The sequence below is a fragment of the Veillonella sp. CHU732 genome, assembly GCF_003992085.1.
Classification (GTDB): domain Bacteria; phylum Bacillota; class Negativicutes; order Veillonellales; family Veillonellaceae; genus F0422.
In genome coordinates this window covers 1-15,826 of the sequence record NZ_RQVC01000003.1, presented here as the reverse complement: position 1 = coordinate 15,826, position 15,826 = coordinate 1, and the positions used below count along the sequence as shown (strand labels likewise).

The 15,826-nt window shown below is 38.8% G+C and carries 15 protein-coding genes and 1 pseudogene; 3 read left to right on the top strand and 13 right to left on the bottom strand.

Annotated elements, in window-relative coordinates; genetic code table 11:
• Window positions 1-103 precede the first annotated feature (103 nt).
• The gene (locus EO121_RS01845; RefSeq protein WP_127165609.1) at window positions 104-2,197 is read right to left on the bottom strand and encodes a heavy metal translocating P-type ATPase; all 2,094 of its coding nucleotides are present in this window, start codon (window positions 2,195-2,197) and stop codon (window positions 104-106) included.
• 302 nt (window positions 2,198-2,499) lie between these two features.
• Here EO121_RS01845 and EO121_RS01840 point away from each other — a divergent pair, with 302 nt between their 5' ends.
• Window positions 2,500-3,516, top strand: coding sequence for a virulence RhuM family protein (locus tag EO121_RS01840; RefSeq protein WP_127165607.1), 1,017 nt, complete (start codon window positions 2,500-2,502; stop codon window positions 3,514-3,516).
• A 130-nt stretch (window positions 3,517-3,646) separates the two neighbouring features.
• Here the strand turns inward: EO121_RS01840 and EO121_RS01835 are convergent, their stop codons facing one another.
• From EO121_RS01835 to EO121_RS01800, 8 genes are all read right to left on the bottom strand, one after another.
• On the bottom strand, window positions 3,647-3,811 hold the full coding sequence (locus EO121_RS01835; protein WP_127068391.1) for a 4Fe-4S binding protein: 165 nt from the start codon (window positions 3,809-3,811) through the stop codon (window positions 3,647-3,649).
• 334 nt (window positions 3,812-4,145) lie between these two features.
• Window positions 4,146-4,478 carry a helix-turn-helix domain-containing protein gene (locus EO121_RS01830; RefSeq protein ID WP_009353482.1) on the bottom strand — a complete coding sequence of 111 codons (333 nt, stop codon included), beginning with the start codon at window positions 4,476-4,478 and terminating at the stop codon, window positions 4,146-4,148.
• A 115-nt stretch (window positions 4,479-4,593) separates the two neighbouring features.
• Window positions 4,594-5,244, bottom strand: a complete 651-nt coding sequence (locus EO121_RS01825) for a hypothetical protein (protein ID WP_127165605.1) — start codon at window positions 5,242-5,244, stop codon at window positions 4,594-4,596.
• 209 nt (window positions 5,245-5,453) lie between these two features.
• Entirely contained in the window at window positions 5,454-6,506 is a 1,053-nt protein-coding gene (locus EO121_RS01820; protein ID WP_127165603.1) for a hypothetical protein, read from the bottom strand.
• Window positions 6,507-7,037: 531 nt separating this feature from the next.
• Window positions 7,038-8,306, bottom strand: coding sequence for an O-acetylhomoserine aminocarboxypropyltransferase/cysteine synthase family protein (locus tag EO121_RS01815; RefSeq protein WP_127161247.1), 1,269 nt, complete (start codon window positions 8,304-8,306; stop codon window positions 7,038-7,040).
• Window positions 8,307-8,353: 47 nt separating this feature from the next.
• A complete protein-coding gene (gene metA / locus EO121_RS01810; protein WP_127165601.1) occupies window positions 8,354-9,313 on the bottom strand; it encodes a homoserine O-succinyltransferase in 960 nt (319 codons plus the stop codon).
• Between the two features lie 689 nt (window positions 9,314-10,002).
• On the bottom strand, window positions 10,003-10,323 hold the full coding sequence (locus EO121_RS01805) for a hypothetical protein (RefSeq protein ID WP_127165599.1): 321 nt from the start codon (window positions 10,321-10,323) through the stop codon (window positions 10,003-10,005).
• A gap of 7 nt (window positions 10,324-10,330) precedes the next feature.
• Complete coding sequence (locus EO121_RS01800; protein ID WP_255416479.1) at window positions 10,331-10,762, bottom strand: Rpn family recombination-promoting nuclease/putative transposase; 432 nt, start codon at window positions 10,760-10,762, stop codon at window positions 10,331-10,333.
• 444 nt (window positions 10,763-11,206) lie between these two features.
• Here EO121_RS01800 and EO121_RS01795 point away from each other — a divergent pair, with 444 nt between their 5' ends.
• A complete protein-coding gene (locus EO121_RS01795) occupies window positions 11,207-11,833 on the top strand; it encodes an RNA polymerase sigma factor (protein ID WP_127165595.1) in 627 nt (208 codons plus the stop codon).
• 336 nt (window positions 11,834-12,169) lie between these two features.
• Here EO121_RS01795 and EO121_RS01790 read toward each other — a convergent pair whose 3' ends face one another.
• Together EO121_RS01790 and EO121_RS01785 are read right to left on the bottom strand one after the other, a co-directional pair.
• Window positions 12,170-12,373: a DUF1659 domain-containing protein gene (locus EO121_RS01790; protein ID WP_126939940.1), complete on the bottom strand. Its 204-nt coding sequence runs from the start codon at window positions 12,371-12,373 to the stop codon at window positions 12,170-12,172.
• A gap of 13 nt (window positions 12,374-12,386) precedes the next feature.
• Entirely contained in the window at window positions 12,387-12,620 is a 234-nt protein-coding gene (locus EO121_RS01785; protein ID WP_127165593.1) for a DUF2922 family protein, read from the bottom strand.
• A gap of 595 nt (window positions 12,621-13,215) precedes the next feature.
• Between EO121_RS01785 and msrB the strand changes: the two genes are divergently transcribed.
• Entirely contained in the window at window positions 13,216-14,184 is a 969-nt protein-coding gene (gene msrB, locus EO121_RS01780) for a peptide-methionine (R)-S-oxide reductase MsrB (protein WP_127165591.1), read from the top strand.
• Between the two features lie 277 nt (window positions 14,185-14,461).
• Here msrB and EO121_RS01775 read toward each other — a convergent pair whose 3' ends face one another.
• Both EO121_RS01775 and tuf read right to left on the bottom strand, forming a co-directional pair.
• On the bottom strand, window positions 14,462-15,274 hold the full coding sequence (locus EO121_RS01775; RefSeq protein WP_127165589.1) for a class I SAM-dependent methyltransferase: 813 nt from the start codon (window positions 15,272-15,274) through the stop codon (window positions 14,462-14,464).
• Between the two features lie 420 nt (window positions 15,275-15,694).
• Window positions 15,695-15,826: pseudogene (tuf, locus tag EO121_RS01770) on the bottom strand (elongation factor Tu); the annotation flags it as partial.

The window sequence follows — 15,826 nt, the reverse complement described above, 5'->3', positions numbered from 1 at the left end:
ATTTGTTCCATTATCCCACAAATTTAATAGAAGAGGGGGGGAAAAGATATCACAATGCCTCCTGAAACATAGTTGGGCGTACATGCTAGCAGGAGGACTTATATTATTTACTGTAAAAAATACGGACAGAGTTAAAGATGCAAAGAATAGATACCCCTGTATCTGCAAAAACTGCCACCCACATATTTGCAAAGCCAAATACACCAGCCACCATAACGATAATTTTTACAGCAATAGCGAAGAAAATATTTTGCCATGCAATGGACAAGGTACGCTCTGCAATACTTAAGGAACGCCATACGGAATCTAGGTTGGAGTTCATGTATACTACGTCTGCCGCTTCGATGGCAGAGTCTGCACCACTACCCATAGCACCACCTACATCGGCACCTGTCAATACAGGCGCATCGTTGATACCATCACCTACGAACATGACAGAACCATGTTCGTTCCGAAGAGATTGAACTACTTCTAATTTATCTTGTGGTAATAACTCAGCGCGTACACCTTGGATACCTACTTCTTGAGCAATGTGATTAGCACTTGCTGCCACATCACCTGTGAGCATCACGGTATGATATCCTTTTCCATTCATACGACGGATGGCCTCTTTAGAATCCTCTTTCACAGCATCAGCAATGACGATACGACCTACATATTGACCATCAATAGCTACGAATACCTCACTACCATATACATGTTCAATTGTTGGTACCGTTACATGTTCTGTTTCTAATAAACGACCATTACCAACCAATACGGTATGGCCTTCTACAATGCCTACCATACCATGACCAGAGATTTCTTTTACATCTTTAGCCGTAGTAAACTCTACTCCTCTACGTTGTATTTCTTCTACAACGGACATAGCAATCGGGTGTGTAGAACCAGCTTCTAGAGCTGCTGCATATTGCAACACTTCGTTTTCTGTATAGTTACCAGTTACTTCTACTGTTTGTACGTTGAAAGTGCCTGTTGTGATAGTGCCTGTTTTATCGAAGGCAATGGCTTTCACACGGCTCATAGCCTCGATCGCCTTGCCACCTTTGAACAAGATACCTTGTTTAGAACCAGCACCAATACCAGAGAAGAATGCCAAAGGCACAGACAATACAAGAGCACATGGGCAAGATACTACTAAGAACGTTAAAGCTGTATAAATCCAATATTGCCATTCTCCTGTGAATAGAGGAGGTACTACGGCAACAATAATCGCCAATGCCACTACGATTGGCGTATATACGCGAGAGAAACGAGTAATGAAACGATCAATCTTTGGTTTCGATGCCGCTGCATGTTCCACAGCATCAAGAATGCGCATAACCATGGAATCTTTTAATTCATGCGTTACTTCTAAGACAATGCGCCCATCCACATTGATGCACCCAGACATCACTTCTGTACCTACGGTAGCGCTCACTGGAACTGGTTCACCAGTTACCGCTGCTGTATCGATACGCGTAGTACCTTCTACTATACGGCCATCCAATGGAATACGATCACCAGGACGAATTTCGATATGAGACCCTACTTGTACATCTTCTGGATTCACCACCTGCACGCTACCATCACAAACGATTAAACGCACTTCTTCTGGACGAAGATCCACTGCATCCATAACCGCATTACGACTGCGTTCTGTAGCACGTTCCTCAAAATAAATACCCATTTGGAAGAACAACATAACCCAAACAGCCTCTACATATTCACCGATGATTAACGCACCAATAGTAGCAACAGACATCAAGAAGTTTTCATCGAATAATTTACCTTTCATGAAATTTTTAATTGCTGCCCATACAATGCGCCAACCTAATACAACAAAGGTTACAATTAATAATGGAGTCAGGTATTGCTCTGGCACCCAATTTGTAAACTCTGCTACCACTATCACGATAGCGCCTATAATAATCCCCACTAAACTAGAATTATGCTCATGGTCATCCTCTACTTGTTGTGCTTTTTTAGGTGCACGCACAAATGGTACCACTACTACGCCATCTTCCGTAGCATCGCACACCGCTTGGATTTGATCTCGTAACATATCTGTATCTTCTATACTAGAGGTAATGCGCAATTGCTGGGTGCCAAGCGTGAAAGTTGCTGCTGACACAGATTCTAGTTGATTTAATTTTGTTTCAATCACGCTAGCGCAATTGGCACAATTCAAATTTTGTAGTTTAAAAATACGTTCCATCGTATCTCCTTATGAAATTATAATATGTAACCTTACTACTTACTTTACTGTTTGTTTTAACACCGCTTTAACACTTAAGTGTTTGTTTATATGTTATCGTCGTGCCAGTAGACCAACAGCAATTTTTTATTTGTTCCATTATCCCACAAATTTGATAGACTTGCAATATCACGCTACCCCTAATACTTTAGATATCTCTGCCTCTATATAAATACTATCCTATTTCTCCTTGACTTTGCCCCTCTGATAAGATGTAATATAAGTAAGAGAAAGAGCAGTACATGACACTAAGGAGGCCTACCATGATTCCTATCGATTCTGCTTTACATGGAGACGTAATCATCTACCAATCAGGACAAGAAAATATTTCTACCAACGTTCTATTTAAAGACGAAACATTTTGGATGACACAAAAAGATATGGCGACGTTATTCGGAGTATCTTTATCTTCTGTCAGTCGCCATTTAAAAAATATCTTTGAATCCAACGAATTAGATGAATCAGTGGTTATTGCAGAAATTGCAATAACCACTAAGCACGGAGCTTTAGCCCAGAAAACGCAAAGCTCAACAGTAAAACTGTACAACCTAGACGCCATCATAGCTGTTGGCTACCGTGTAAACTCAAAAGAGGCTACACAATTCCGCATCTGGGCTACAAAGGTATTGCGCGAGTATATTGTGAAAGGTTTTGCCCTCAACGACGATATGTTGAAGAATGGTACGCCTTTTGATCAAAACTATTTTAAAGAACTCCTACGCAGAGTCCAATCCATTCGAGCAAGCGAACGTCAAATCTATCAACAAATTACAGATATATTCGCAGAATGCTCTATTGACTACGATATACAGGATCCTTTCACCCGTCAATTTTACGCCATGGTGCAAAACAAATTCCATTATGCTATCACAGGCAAAACTGCAGCTGAAATTATTTATAATGCCGTTGATAGAGATAAACCACACATGGGATTACAAACTTGGAAAAGCTCCCCTCATGGGCGCATTTATAAATCCGATGTAACCATCGCAAAAAATTATTTAACCGCAGACGAAATACGCAAACTAGAACGAACTGTATCCTCCTTTTTTGACTATATCGAAGGCATCATCGAACGAAAACATACTTTCACCATGAAAGCCTTTGCTGAAAGCGTAGATAAATTCCTATCTTTCAACGAATATGAAGTGCTCACTAATAAAGGGCATATTTCAAAACTACAAGCTGATAAGAAAGCAGTTACTGAGTATAAAGAATTTAATCGTACGCAGAAAGTATTCTCTGATTTTGACAGAATCATACACAAACAAAACAAGTAATATGATGAGAGCCTCAAAAAGGTTGAACAACGGTTGAGCAACCGCATCGAAACCGCCTAAAATTAGAGTAAATCGAAAATGAGAAAACCCCGTAAACACGTATGTTTACGGGGTTTATTATTCGCTTGAATTATTCAGCTGTGATTGTTGCTACTGGGCAAACGGATTCGCAAGAACCGCAATCAATGCAAGTTTCATTGATTTCGTATTTAACTTCGCCTTCAGCAATTGCTCCTACTGGACAAACAGAAGCACAAGAACCACATTTAATGCATGCATCACCAATAACGCGCATGAGACACCTCCATAAAAAATAGAAATTCGCTAACTTTATGATTATCATTTACTAAGGTACTTACCTTTTTTACATTCTCATTATTGCATGTTTTTTTAGTCTTGTCAAATATTTCTATATACTTTTTGTATCGAATTTTCACAAGTAATGTTGCATTTTTTATATCAACAAGCCTATATATTACGCTATTTGATAGAATTTATCATTTATATTTCATTATGTATACAAAGAATAAGTATGTGCCCTATATTCTCAGTTAATTCTTCTCAATTTTATTTTTGAGAATAATTATATTATCATTTAAAATGATACAATTCCAACTATACATAATCTATCAATGTAACTGATTTGATTCGTACCCCATGACCCGTTGCTTGATCTTATACATTCGTACCCGTTGGTAATCGATTTCATCATGACACACCAAAGTTGCCACATCCACCTGCAAAGTCTTGGCAATTAAATACAATACCTGCACCGATGTCCCTAGGGAACCTTTAGCACCTTCAATTTTTGCTAAATAACTTGGACTAATACCACATCGTTTAGATAACTCTTTTTGTGAAAGTCCCTGACAACGTCTAACCCAAGCAATTTTTCTACCTAAACAAATACAAAACTCTTCATACTCTGGCATAGATTCCATCGATTGTAAGTGAGTCCCCATATCTATACACCTCGTTTTCAAAAGTATACGACCGAACTGCTCTACTCACATTATATACAGGTGAAATTCATAAATCAAGAACATATCTGATACGCCGGTTTTATAAAATATCATTCTAAGATAATGAGACGGATGCTCCTCGACTTTCATCAGCCCCTGTATACACAAAATTATCTAATAAGTGCAACAAAGTCTGCAAATCATATCTATGAATATCATCATATTCAAGCTCCATCAAATATCGGTGCGTAGGATCAGCTTTCATAATCATATCCAAGGTAAACGTTACATATGGTCCATCCGGTGTAGGCTGTTCAAATCGCTCCCAGCGAGCCATTGTCATATCATCTCGAGATAATGCCCCCACTTCTACTACTGTGAACTCTTTAAAAACTTCGGGACTGTTTCGACGCAACACTTCCATATAGTCCGCATCCGTCATTCCTTGAATTGGTGTGTCATACCATGTAGTATTCCACTGTTCCTGAGATTCCCCTTTCGGTGCTACATTATCTATACGAGTTACCGTCATATTTACATCTTTGTCTAAATGCAACAGAACTCCTACTGTATGTCCCTTACCTTTAAGTTCCGTCGTATCAATCCATACCATAGTTTGTATTGCCCAAGGAATCGCAAAGCGAAAATGCCCCTCACGACTATTGATGTACGTATAGTGTGGTATATTTTCTGCTTCTTTATTGCTTTTTATTAGGCTATTTTTTGAATAGTGGTCTTCTATATAAAATGGTATTCCTTTTTTCATTCTTCCCTGGTCTATGAAAGTAACTATAGGCTGTACCTGTATATCATTTGCTAGACTTATGGTGCCTATAAAAGTTGCAATCGCTATACCACAGGCTAAGGCTTTCCAAAATATCTTCCCCATTGTTGTGTGATTCCTCCCTCTAATTCTCTTCATAGTAATGTTCTTCCCTTGGTCTATATCAATTTTCACCAACTATTTTCGCTAACTCATTCTTTCACTAGTCCTATTCGACCAGACCGTTGGATGGTAGCCTTCGTCTTACTCATATCTTCCCAAGTGGATTGGGATGTAATCCCTTCTTCTGTAATTCTTAATTTCTGCTCTTTACGCACCGATGGCTTGCCTAGGCTTAACTCCTGATGGTATAAATCTTCAAGATCCGTTACCTCCTTCGTTTCCATCCACATGTCTGACAGCAACGTAGATGGTAAGTTATATTCTTCGTCTGCTAGTGAAGGGGCTCTCTGCTCCTTAGCCTGTTGTTTTTTGTTTTGCTGAGCATCTGCATCACTTTCATCTGGCAAGTACTCCAGAATATCCACTAAGTGTTTCAATGATTCTATACTATCCTTTTGGATATCATCATAGGTGAAAGTAATCACATAGCGATGCGTAGGGTCGTCTTTCAAAATCATGTCCACCGTAAAACGCGCTTTCGGTCCTTCCGGTGTCATTTGTACAGACCGGTCCCAACGAGCAGCCGTCATCTCTTCTCTCCACAACAAGCCACCTTCAAGCTGTGTATATTTTTCAGATAGATGCGGATCTTCGCGTCGCCAAATTGCCATATACTCCTCATCGGTCATCCCTTGAATCGGTTGATCATACCAGGTCGTATTCCATCGCTCCTGAGAAACACCTTGCGTTGGTGTATTATCTCGTCTCGTGATCATCATAGTAGTATTTTTATCAAAATCTAATAAAATACCCACTATATGTCCACTATCTGTAGGAACTACCTTATCAATCCAATGAATATCTTTCACAGTGCCAAACATAGACACCCGAAAATGAGCTGGTCGGTGGCTAATATAGAGCCCCCTCTTCTCTGGTGCAGCATTCTCCTTTTGTAATACGAAGTGTTCCCCATCTATTCCTTGAGCATCTACTGTTTGTACACTATCTAACTCCTTTGTGAAAGTCCTCACCGGTGTTCCCTCTATAGCATACGCCATACCTACAAAACCGGTGAAAGTAACCATCGCCATGCCACATACCACAGATTTCCACCACGTATTTTCAACTAGTTTACTGTTCATTCGTTGATTTCCTTTCTTCGTAGCCCTTTATATCCTATACTGATTTCTATACACTTTTAAAGTCAGCATATATCTATATACACCTCTAATAGTTTTTGCTATATCACTTCGTGTTTAATACAAATATATATCTAGTATACCATAAAATGGCCTATTATAAGCACCTAAGCACTACATCACACCGTTTTTGTATGATTTTGTGTATCTCCAAACCAACATTCATACATATCAGCACCAGTTCCGACAATGCTCCCATAATCACTATAAAAATATACTTAGATGCGACTATCAACGCCGAATATAGTATAAAATCATATATGATAAAATCCTAACATATATGAACATTGATGTCTTTAATCAGATTTCCCCCTATTAATTTAGTCATATATCTTATGATACTCTTAGATTATATTATCCTATAACCCATCTTGTAACGATAACGTTCTTAGAAAATGTCTATCCCTATTTGCACAACAAAAAGAGAACCCACTATTGTGAGTTCCCTTATATAGTATTATGTAATTCTATATCTTATAGTTTATCCAATGCTTGTGCTAAGTCAGCAATGATATCATCTACATTTTCGATACCGATGGATACACGTAATTGTTCTGGTTTTACACCTGCTGTCAATTGTTCCTCAGGGCTCAATTGGGCATGTGTTGTACTTGCTGGGTGAATAACCAAGGATTTAGCATCCGCCACGTTCGCAAGGTTAGAGAAGATTTCAAGAGCATCAACGAATTTAATACCTTCTTCTTTACCACCTTTTACACCGAATGTGAACACTGCACCAACACCGTTCGGGAAGTATTTATCAGCCAATGCTTTGTATGGGCTATTTGGTAATTCTGGGTAATTTACGTAAGCAATTTTTGGATGATTTACCAAGAAATCTACTACTTTACGAGTGTTTTCTACATGGCGCTCTACACGCAAGGACAATGTTTCAATACCTTGGATAATCAACCATGCTGCTAGTGGAGTAATGGATGCACCAGTGTCACGCAATAATTGAGCACGCACTTTCACAGTGAAAGGAATTGGAAGATTGCCGTATACTAAACCATTGTAATGTACGTCGCCTTCTACGAATCCAGGATAACGACCGCTTGCTTTGTAGTCGAACTTGCCACTTTCAACGATAACACCAGCGATAGTTGTACCATGACCGCCTAAGTATTTTGTGGCGGAGTGAACCACTACGTCTGCACCATGTTCAAATGGACGGAACAAGTATGGAGTGCCGAATGTGTTGTCCACGATCACGATGATACCGTGTGCGTGAGCGATTTCAGCAATCGCTTCTAAGTCCACAAGGTTAGCACCTGGGTTACCAACGGATTCCACATACACAGCTTTTGTGTTGTCATCAATCGCTGCTTTGAACTCATCTAAGTTGTCTGGATTTACGAATTTCGTAGTAATACCGAAACGTGGTAATGTAGCACTGAACAAGTTGTATGTACCACCATATAACGTGGAAGCTGCTACAATGTTATCGCCAGCAGATGCTACGTTTTGGATGGCATATGTAATCGCTGCGGATCCAGATGCTACAGCGATAGCACCAGCACCACCTTCTAAAGCCGCTACACGGCCTTCCAATACGTCTTGAGTAGGGTTACCTAAACGAGTGTAGATAGGACCTGCATCAGTTAAAGCAAAACGACCTGCTGCTTGTTCTGCATCTTTAAATACATAAGAAGTTGTTTGATAAATTGGTACTGCACGGGAACCTGTTGCGTCTACTGTATGACCTGCATGTAATTGTAATGTTTCAAATTTGTAATTGCTCATGTTACTTTCCTCACTATTCTTAAATCTTTACTATCTATTAACTAGGATTAAATCACCCAGTCTTGTATATATGGTTCTTCAATCGGTCTCGATTGTAATTCACTAACCTCATATGGCGTTTCTTGATACACATAATAATTTAACCAGTTTGTATAAAGTATGGTCGATGCCGAACGCCATCGTATCATCGGCGTCTTAGTAGGGTCATCTCCAGGGAAATAATTTTCTGGAATCTCAATCTCTAACCCTTGCTTTCTATCCCGATCATACTCTTGGTATAAGGTGTCTCTATCATATTCAGGATGTCCAAAAATAAACACATGTTTATTATCATAGGACCTGGCAATACCAACACCGGTCTTATCCGCGCGGACTAGCACTTCTAACTGAGGGTGAGCGTTAATTTCGCTTTCACTCACCGTCGTATGCCGTGAATGAGGCATATAGAAGAGTTCATCTAGACCACGCATAAGCATGGGCTTACTGTTCTGCACTTCTTGTTCATAGACACCGAACAGCTTGGTAGGCAAATCTTCCTTGTGGATACCAAAATGCTTATAAATCCCTGCTTGGGCTCCCCAACAAATGTAGAGGGTCGAACACACATGGGTTTTACTCCATTCCATAATTTCTGAAAGCTCATCCCAGTAATTCACTTCCTCAAAGGGCATTTGCTCTACCGGAGCACCTGTGATAATCAAGCCATCAAAGTATTGATCTTTGATTTCCTCGAAAGTCCTGTAAAAGGTTTCCAAATATTCTTGGCTTGTGTTACTCGCTGTATAAGACGCCGTGTAAAGAAAGGTGACCTTTGTTTGTAACGGTGTGTTACTCAAAGCACGAAGCAGTTGAATTTCCGTGGTCTCTTTCCGTGGCATCAAGTTCACAACCACAATGTGGAGTGGTCGAATATCTTGTGACTCTGCCCGTTCCGAATCCATGACGAATATATTCTCTTCTGAAAGTTTCCCTATGGCTGGTAATCCTTTCACTACTCGTATAGGCATTCAATCCACCTCTCTTTCCAGTAAAACCTATCGATTAACGATGAATTAAGTATACTAGGATGTCCATCATATGTCAACAATATACGTACATTTATCCTTATACAGGATACATATTATTATATATAGTCATTACCTATAACAAAATAATATATCTATAAATTTACAAATATCTCCTAACCATTGGACATAGCGACCTTTATGTCGTATTATATTAGCGAACTACATAGTATTTTTACTGAAAGTATGCTAAACTTAACTCATAAAAAGAAGAGCCATCAACGTGTCTGTGGCCTTAGGCTCATCTCAAGAATATCAAAATATGATGATGCCTAACGTGTATAAGTGCTGAGAACACTTATCGTTTACGTTAGGCTTTGTCATTTCTAGTTAAAGAAATGATAAAGATCTATTATAAATTTTAGAATTTTTATCAGTAAAGATAATTTCTTAAAATTTTTCATAGAACCACCTCCTCCCATTACAGGAAGAGATGAGGCTAAGGAACGCAGTTAGGCGTAGCAGTCTTTGTGGCGGTTCTTACTGACTAAATGAAACTAACGCAAGAAGCCCATGGCGTGCTCCTGAACAAACATTATGCAATACCGTTTGAGAAGGAGTATGCCATGGGCTTCCCTTTATCCTATTCAGTTACGACCGCCACAAGTTTTCATAGCATCGCAAGAGACGTCTTATAAGAGCGCATGCTCTTTCCCGATTTCAACAACTTGCTCTACAGACATATTTGTAATACGGGCAATCATCTCTACCGATAATTTTTCACGTAGCATACCAATAATAGCTTCTAATCTACCTTCTTCTTTTCCTTCTAGTTTTCCTTCACGCCAATATTTCTTCCGATCCATTTCTAGCTTCATATACTCACCCCTCCATTCTTTACTTTGCTTTACTACATGTACTATCTCATCCATCTGTTGTATTAACCCATCTACTGGTGGTCTACCATCTACATAATCCAAAAAATTCTGTAATAATTCCGAAACATCATTCATTTCTGCTTTAGTACTTAAAAAGATAGTAATTAGTCCATCTCCCAACTCTTTGCCCAGTTCTTCTGTACATTTTTTTTGTAAATGTATACTTATGACGCTTCCCAGAAAATATAGGAAACGTACAGATAAAGATAACAAAACAATCATTCAGTGTCATATAGTCAGCGCCCTTTTCCATAGAATAATGGTCAATCGCACTATGATAAAACCGTGACCGTTTGATTAACTCTGGCATATTTTTGTATGTTTGCATTTCAATATTGTAGACGGTTCCTTTCTCATCATTGACATACACATCTAAGCGAATCCCCTTTTCATCAAGGCCAGATTCTATCGTTTTTTCCGTTTCAATATACGCAATGTCCCGAATAGAAATCTCCAATACCCGTTCTAATAATTCCTTACAAATTGACTTCTCACGCATTACCTTTTCAAAGATAAAATTGTGGCGGTTCTTTATCGACTACATAAACTAATAAGTGACGATTTATTATGCAATACCGTTTGAGAGGAGGTATACCGTGCTCTTCCCTTTATCATAATTAGTCAAGACCACCACAGGCTGCATAGCGGAATAAGTGACTAACCTTTAATTATATCTACTTTTGTGATCCTCTTATATACTATTATAAACAACTAGCATATACATTATATTTTTCAAATTCCATATACCAATTCTGTATATATGAGCAGTTTTGATCATTTTATTGGTGACTTTTATCACTTTTTGATTTATAATTCTAATCAATAGTACAAGCGCTTGTAACAGAATTTATTTTCTTATTCAAATTTGTAGGAACCAGGAGGTGTTCACCAGAACTAACGGACAGATAACGTATTCTAAAGTACAACAGTGATAAGTCCTTTCTACAAGGAGGATGCTATGGAAAGATCCTACATTACAAAAGGTCTTCAAAATGCATGTCCCGATTGCGCAGAAGATTCGTATACTGATGAAGAACTAGTCGCTTTAGCCCAAGCAGGGCATACATCGGCTACTGTTATTCTATGTCATCGTTACGTACCTCTCATTGCACGGTACTCTCATGTACGTCAGCTTCGCAATATGGAAAATGACTTAGAGGCCACTTTATGGGAGACATTCTTAACCGCTATCCAAACGTACGATCTGAACGGTGAAGTCCCCTTTGCAGGGTTTGTAAAATCTCGTATCCATTATGCAGAAATGAACCTCTTCCGTAAAAGCGTTCATCAATGGAATCATGAATCTTTACTTCATGAAGAGGATGACTCGAATCCAATCATCCATATCCCTGCCGAAGATGATACAGAGCAGGAGGCCCTTGCGCACTTACAAATTGCAGCGTTGAAAGAGGCACTTTCACGGATTGATACCGTGCACGCTGCCCTATTAGAGCAGATTTTATTTCAAGGTAAGTCCATTAGTGATATGGCCAAATTATATGGAATGAGTCGTCAAGGAATGTATAAAAAGTACAAAAAAGCTATTGTTTTGGTGCAACAAGAACTGGAAAAATCTAAACGTTAATCTATGGTAGGACTTATCACAAAAACCTGAATCTCCACTTCCGAGATTCCGGTTTTTACATTTCTATCATATAGGTTGTCATCATCAACACCATGCCTTCTAAGTATATTTTCTAGGTATGCATTCTACATATAGCATAACAATAGCCATCTTGCTATTGTTAACAAGATGGCTACGGTAATCCTTGGCACTAAGTCATATATACACTTTTACAATACCTTTGGGATATGTGGTTTTCTCCTGTCTAAAGGCTCTATCCTACCTTATCGTTTTAACCACTTGTATACCCACAAAGCAATTCTAACGATTTTTACTACTTTTTCAAGCTTATCCATATTACGCCGCCAAAGCGATCGCATTATTGCGAACCACACCTACCAATGGGTACGCATATAACTTGCCTAATGCATCGCCCACGGCTTTGATATCTTCGTCGGATGCTGCTTCGTTTACGTAGGCAAAATTGGCTACTTTCACATTGTGTGCACCTTCACCTTTTTTAAATTGTAATTGCAATTTAGTCACCATTGTTGTAGTCATACCTTACTCCTCCTTATTCTACCACTGTGGATTCTGTAGTCACTAATGTACCATGTTGAAAGCTAGTTAAGCGTTGATCTTTACGACCACGAAGTACATCTTTTTCTACCATAAGCTGTCCAACTGTGTCGATTTCAGATTTAGTAACCCCTTCTTTTGGGAATCCTACTACAATACTTACCTCTTCCTTAGATGTGTCCATAAAGACTAAATGTAATTCTTTTTTCACTACTGTACTTGCTGCCATATTCTTCTCCTTTCTTAGTACCAAGTCCTTACACTTAGATACATTCAGAAATAGAGATGATGTCAACCAAATAATTTTACTCTTTATAGATTCCAGTAACACCAATACATATGACAGCCATATACACTGTAATTATACATTTTATAACTGCATATAATATATGCATATTAGTTCATAAAAAGTACTTATATGATATAGTCATACCCTATAATAAGTAAGATTTTATTCTTATTTTACTTATTCCTACTCTTTTGCTATACTATGTTTGTCGATGTGATACTCGACAGGAACTATGAAACCTCATATGTTCCAGCCTTTCAAACTACTTACATATGTGATAACGGTGACTTCCCATACACACCTATAGTTATCACAAACAAGCCACCTACTCGGCCCCATACGAGTCAGGTGGCTTTCACCATTATAAACATATAGTATGAGGAATCTTATTACTCTACATATCATTACACCATATATCTCATACCTGTAATAGTATTATTTCATACACTCTTTCATACAAATACATGCTATAATTAAAATCAAGTATATAATGATGCCATTGTCACTAATATACACAATAAAAAGGAGTGATATTATGAACAAAACTATATATCTAGGCGGCGGTTGTTTTTGGGGTGTTGAAAGCTACTTTCAACGCATTCCAGGTGTTGTAGATACTGAGGTAGGTTACAGCAACGGCGCTCAGCCAAATCCAAGTTATGAGGACGTATGTCGTGGCAGTGGTCACGTGGAAACTGTGAAAGTCACCTATGATCCATCTGTGATTCCTCTCTCTAAAGTTTTGCAGTATTTTTTACGCATTATCGATCCTTTCAGCATTAATAAGCAAGGAAATGATGTAGGGGTGCAATATCGCAGCGGTGTGTATTATGAACACCCTGACGATAAAGCCATCATTGAATCCACCCTAGAGCGTGCTAACAGCCATTACAAAGAGCCTTTTGCCATAGAAGTCTTACCTCTAGCATCCTTTTATCCAGCTGAAAACTATCACCAAGATTATTTAGACAAAAATCCAAATGGCTATTGTCATATTAATGTGTCCAAAGCTTATGAACCACTCGTTGATGAAAGCGCCTACGAACGCAAATCCGATACTATTTTACAAGAGGAGCTCAGCGACCTAGCCTATTCTGTAACCCAGCATAGTGCTACAGAACGCCCTTTCTCTCATGAATATACAGATGAGTTTCATCCCGGTATCTATGTTGATGTTACCTCTGGAGAACCTCTCTTCATCTCTGCTCAAAAGTTTAACTCCGGTTGTGGCTGGCCAAGCTTTGCGCAACCCATCAACAGCGATGTCATCCGTTACTATCAAGATGATAGTTTAGGGCATCGCCGCATCGAAGTGCGCAGTCGCATTGGCGATGCTCACTTAGGACATGTCTTTGAAGATGGACCTCAGTCCATGGGCGGCCTCCGCTATTGTATCAACGGCGCTGCCTTGCGTTTTATTCCTTTAGAAAAGCTTGAGGAAGAAGGATATGGTAGTTTGCGTAAGTTCGTAGAACGTCGCGAAGCTCTATCTCAAGATTCTTAAAAAGATTAGCATACTATAATATTGCATGTCTTTAGGCTCACGTTCATGCCTACACCTCATCGCAACTGACAACACAAAAAGACTGTAAACACAGGGTGTTCCCAAGTGTTTACAGTCTTTTATTATATAGATAGCCTATGGTTTTGTGTCCTGTCTATATCGTTAGAACTAACATACTTGATACACTATGTTTGCTCTAATAAAGTACGTATATCCCTATAGATTATGTATATACTAGGGTAACCCCGTAAAGTCTATATCTTATAAGTACAAAAGATTACACTCGCCAAGAAATCCACGCAATGGTATCTGTTGTATGGTTTTCTAATTTGCCATCTACAGCTTTCGCAGATAAGAACTCCCGGATTTCTTGTTTAATCACCTCTAAATCGCCACCTACTTTACGATGCACACGTAAGCAGAAATAATCGACTGCTTCATCAACAGTTAAGGTTTCTACTTCTTCTACTGTTTTATAAGTAATATTTACATTCTTGCCGATTTCGTTAACTGTGCCCAAGCAATCTTGTAACATGGATTCCCATGGGCTTCCGCTTACACCATATCGCTCAGAATAGATGGCATCTAAGTATTCATCTTTTCGATCGGCGAACATAATACACAAACAATGCTTACGACTAGCCCGATGTAAAGCGTGCAAATTAGCTGTATCCGACATAATAGGACAAAAAATACTATATACCAAATCGAATTGTTTGTCCCACCCCAAGGCTTGCCGTGCCTCTTCAGACCATGGTCCTAGCCATAAATCTAGTGAAAGACCTTCATTTTCACTAATGGCTTTACCACCTTCTAGCATGCCTGTGGAAAGATCGACTCCAGTTACTTTTACCCCATTACGAGCGAGTCCCATGGCATAGTCACCAGTACCACAGCCTACATCAAGTGCAGTTTCTCCTTCTACTGGATGGATGCCTAACTCTTGTAAGCGTGCTACAAAATCCACCACTTGCGCCACACGATCCTCGCGCTTGTGCATATTCACGAAAAACTTGGACGTTTGATTCCAAGACTGTTGCTCCTCTTGCCAGCCTTCCATAGAAACGGGCATTGTTGTGATTGTACTCATAGAAATCTCCTTGTGTCTATCAATACTATTAATATAATTTACTTGTATATTGCTACTATTATTATATATGATATTCTCCAAATTATATATGATATATATTATCAGTTTATTATATTTTAGTATACTTAAATACCTTTCATTTTACTGTATCTATGGCTACAAAATCTGTGCAACTATACACCATACATTCTTATAGGCATCTATGATTCTAGGAGTCTATACATCTATCATATCATCTTTAATAACAAGCACCATGTTGTAAACTATAGGATAGTAAGTACAGGTACATATAACCTTATAGGAATACATACATGAGTAACCTAAGAGCAGTCTTTGGGAACCAATAATCTATACAAGAAGTATTAAAACACAAAAAAGCGACCTTGCGGTCGCTTTTTGTATTTAGAATCTATGATTCAATTATGCTTCGATAGCTGTAACAACACCAGCGCCTACTGTATGGCCACCTTCGCGAATCGCGAAACGTAAACCTTCTTCAATAGCGATTGGAGTGATAAGCTCGATGTTCATAGTGATGTTATCACCAGGCAT

What these genes read in the sequence shown, in the direction of transcription:
- EO121_RS01845 (WP_127165609.1), bottom strand. Translation starts at nt 2,197, where the DNA reads ATGGAACGTATTTTTAAACTACAAAATTTGAATTGTGCCAATTGCGCT.
- EO121_RS01840 (WP_127165607.1), top strand. Translation starts at nt 2,500, where the DNA reads ATGATTCCTATCGATTCTGCTTTACATGGAGACGTAATCATCTACCAA.
- EO121_RS01835 (WP_127068391.1), bottom strand. Translation starts at nt 3,811, where the DNA reads ATGCGCGTTATTGGTGATGCATGCATTAAATGTGGTTCTTGTGCTTCT.
- EO121_RS01830 (WP_009353482.1), bottom strand. Translation starts at nt 4,478, where the DNA reads ATGGGGACTCACTTACAATCGATGGAATCTATGCCAGAGTATGAAGAG.
- EO121_RS01825 (WP_127165605.1), bottom strand. Translation starts at nt 5,244, where the DNA reads ATGAAAAAAGGAATACCATTTTATATAGAAGACCACTATTCAAAAAAT.
- EO121_RS01820 (WP_127165603.1), bottom strand. Translation starts at nt 6,506, where the DNA reads ATGAACAGTAAACTAGTTGAAAATACGTGGTGGAAATCTGTGGTATGT.
- EO121_RS01815 (WP_127161247.1), bottom strand. Translation starts at nt 8,306, where the DNA reads ATGAGCAATTACAAATTTGAAACATTACAATTACATGCAGGTCATACA.
- metA (WP_127165601.1), bottom strand. Translation starts at nt 9,313, where the DNA reads ATGCCTATACGAGTAGTGAAAGGATTACCAGCCATAGGGAAACTTTCA.
- EO121_RS01805 (WP_127165599.1), bottom strand. Translation starts at nt 10,323, where the DNA reads ATGAATGATGTTTCGGAATTATTACAGAATTTTTTGGATTATGTAGAT.
- EO121_RS01795 (WP_127165595.1), top strand. Translation starts at nt 11,207, where the DNA reads ATGGAAAGATCCTACATTACAAAAGGTCTTCAAAATGCATGTCCCGAT.
- EO121_RS01790 (WP_126939940.1), bottom strand. Translation starts at nt 12,373, where the DNA reads ATGACTACAACAATGGTGACTAAATTGCAATTACAATTTAAAAAAGGT.
- EO121_RS01785 (WP_127165593.1), bottom strand. Translation starts at nt 12,620, where the DNA reads ATGGCAGCAAGTACAGTAGTGAAAAAAGAATTACATTTAGTCTTTATG.
- msrB (WP_127165591.1), top strand. Translation starts at nt 13,216, where the DNA reads ATGAACAAAACTATATATCTAGGCGGCGGTTGTTTTTGGGGTGTTGAA.
- EO121_RS01775 (WP_127165589.1), bottom strand. Translation starts at nt 15,274, where the DNA reads ATGAGTACAATCACAACAATGCCCGTTTCTATGGAAGGCTGGCAAGAG.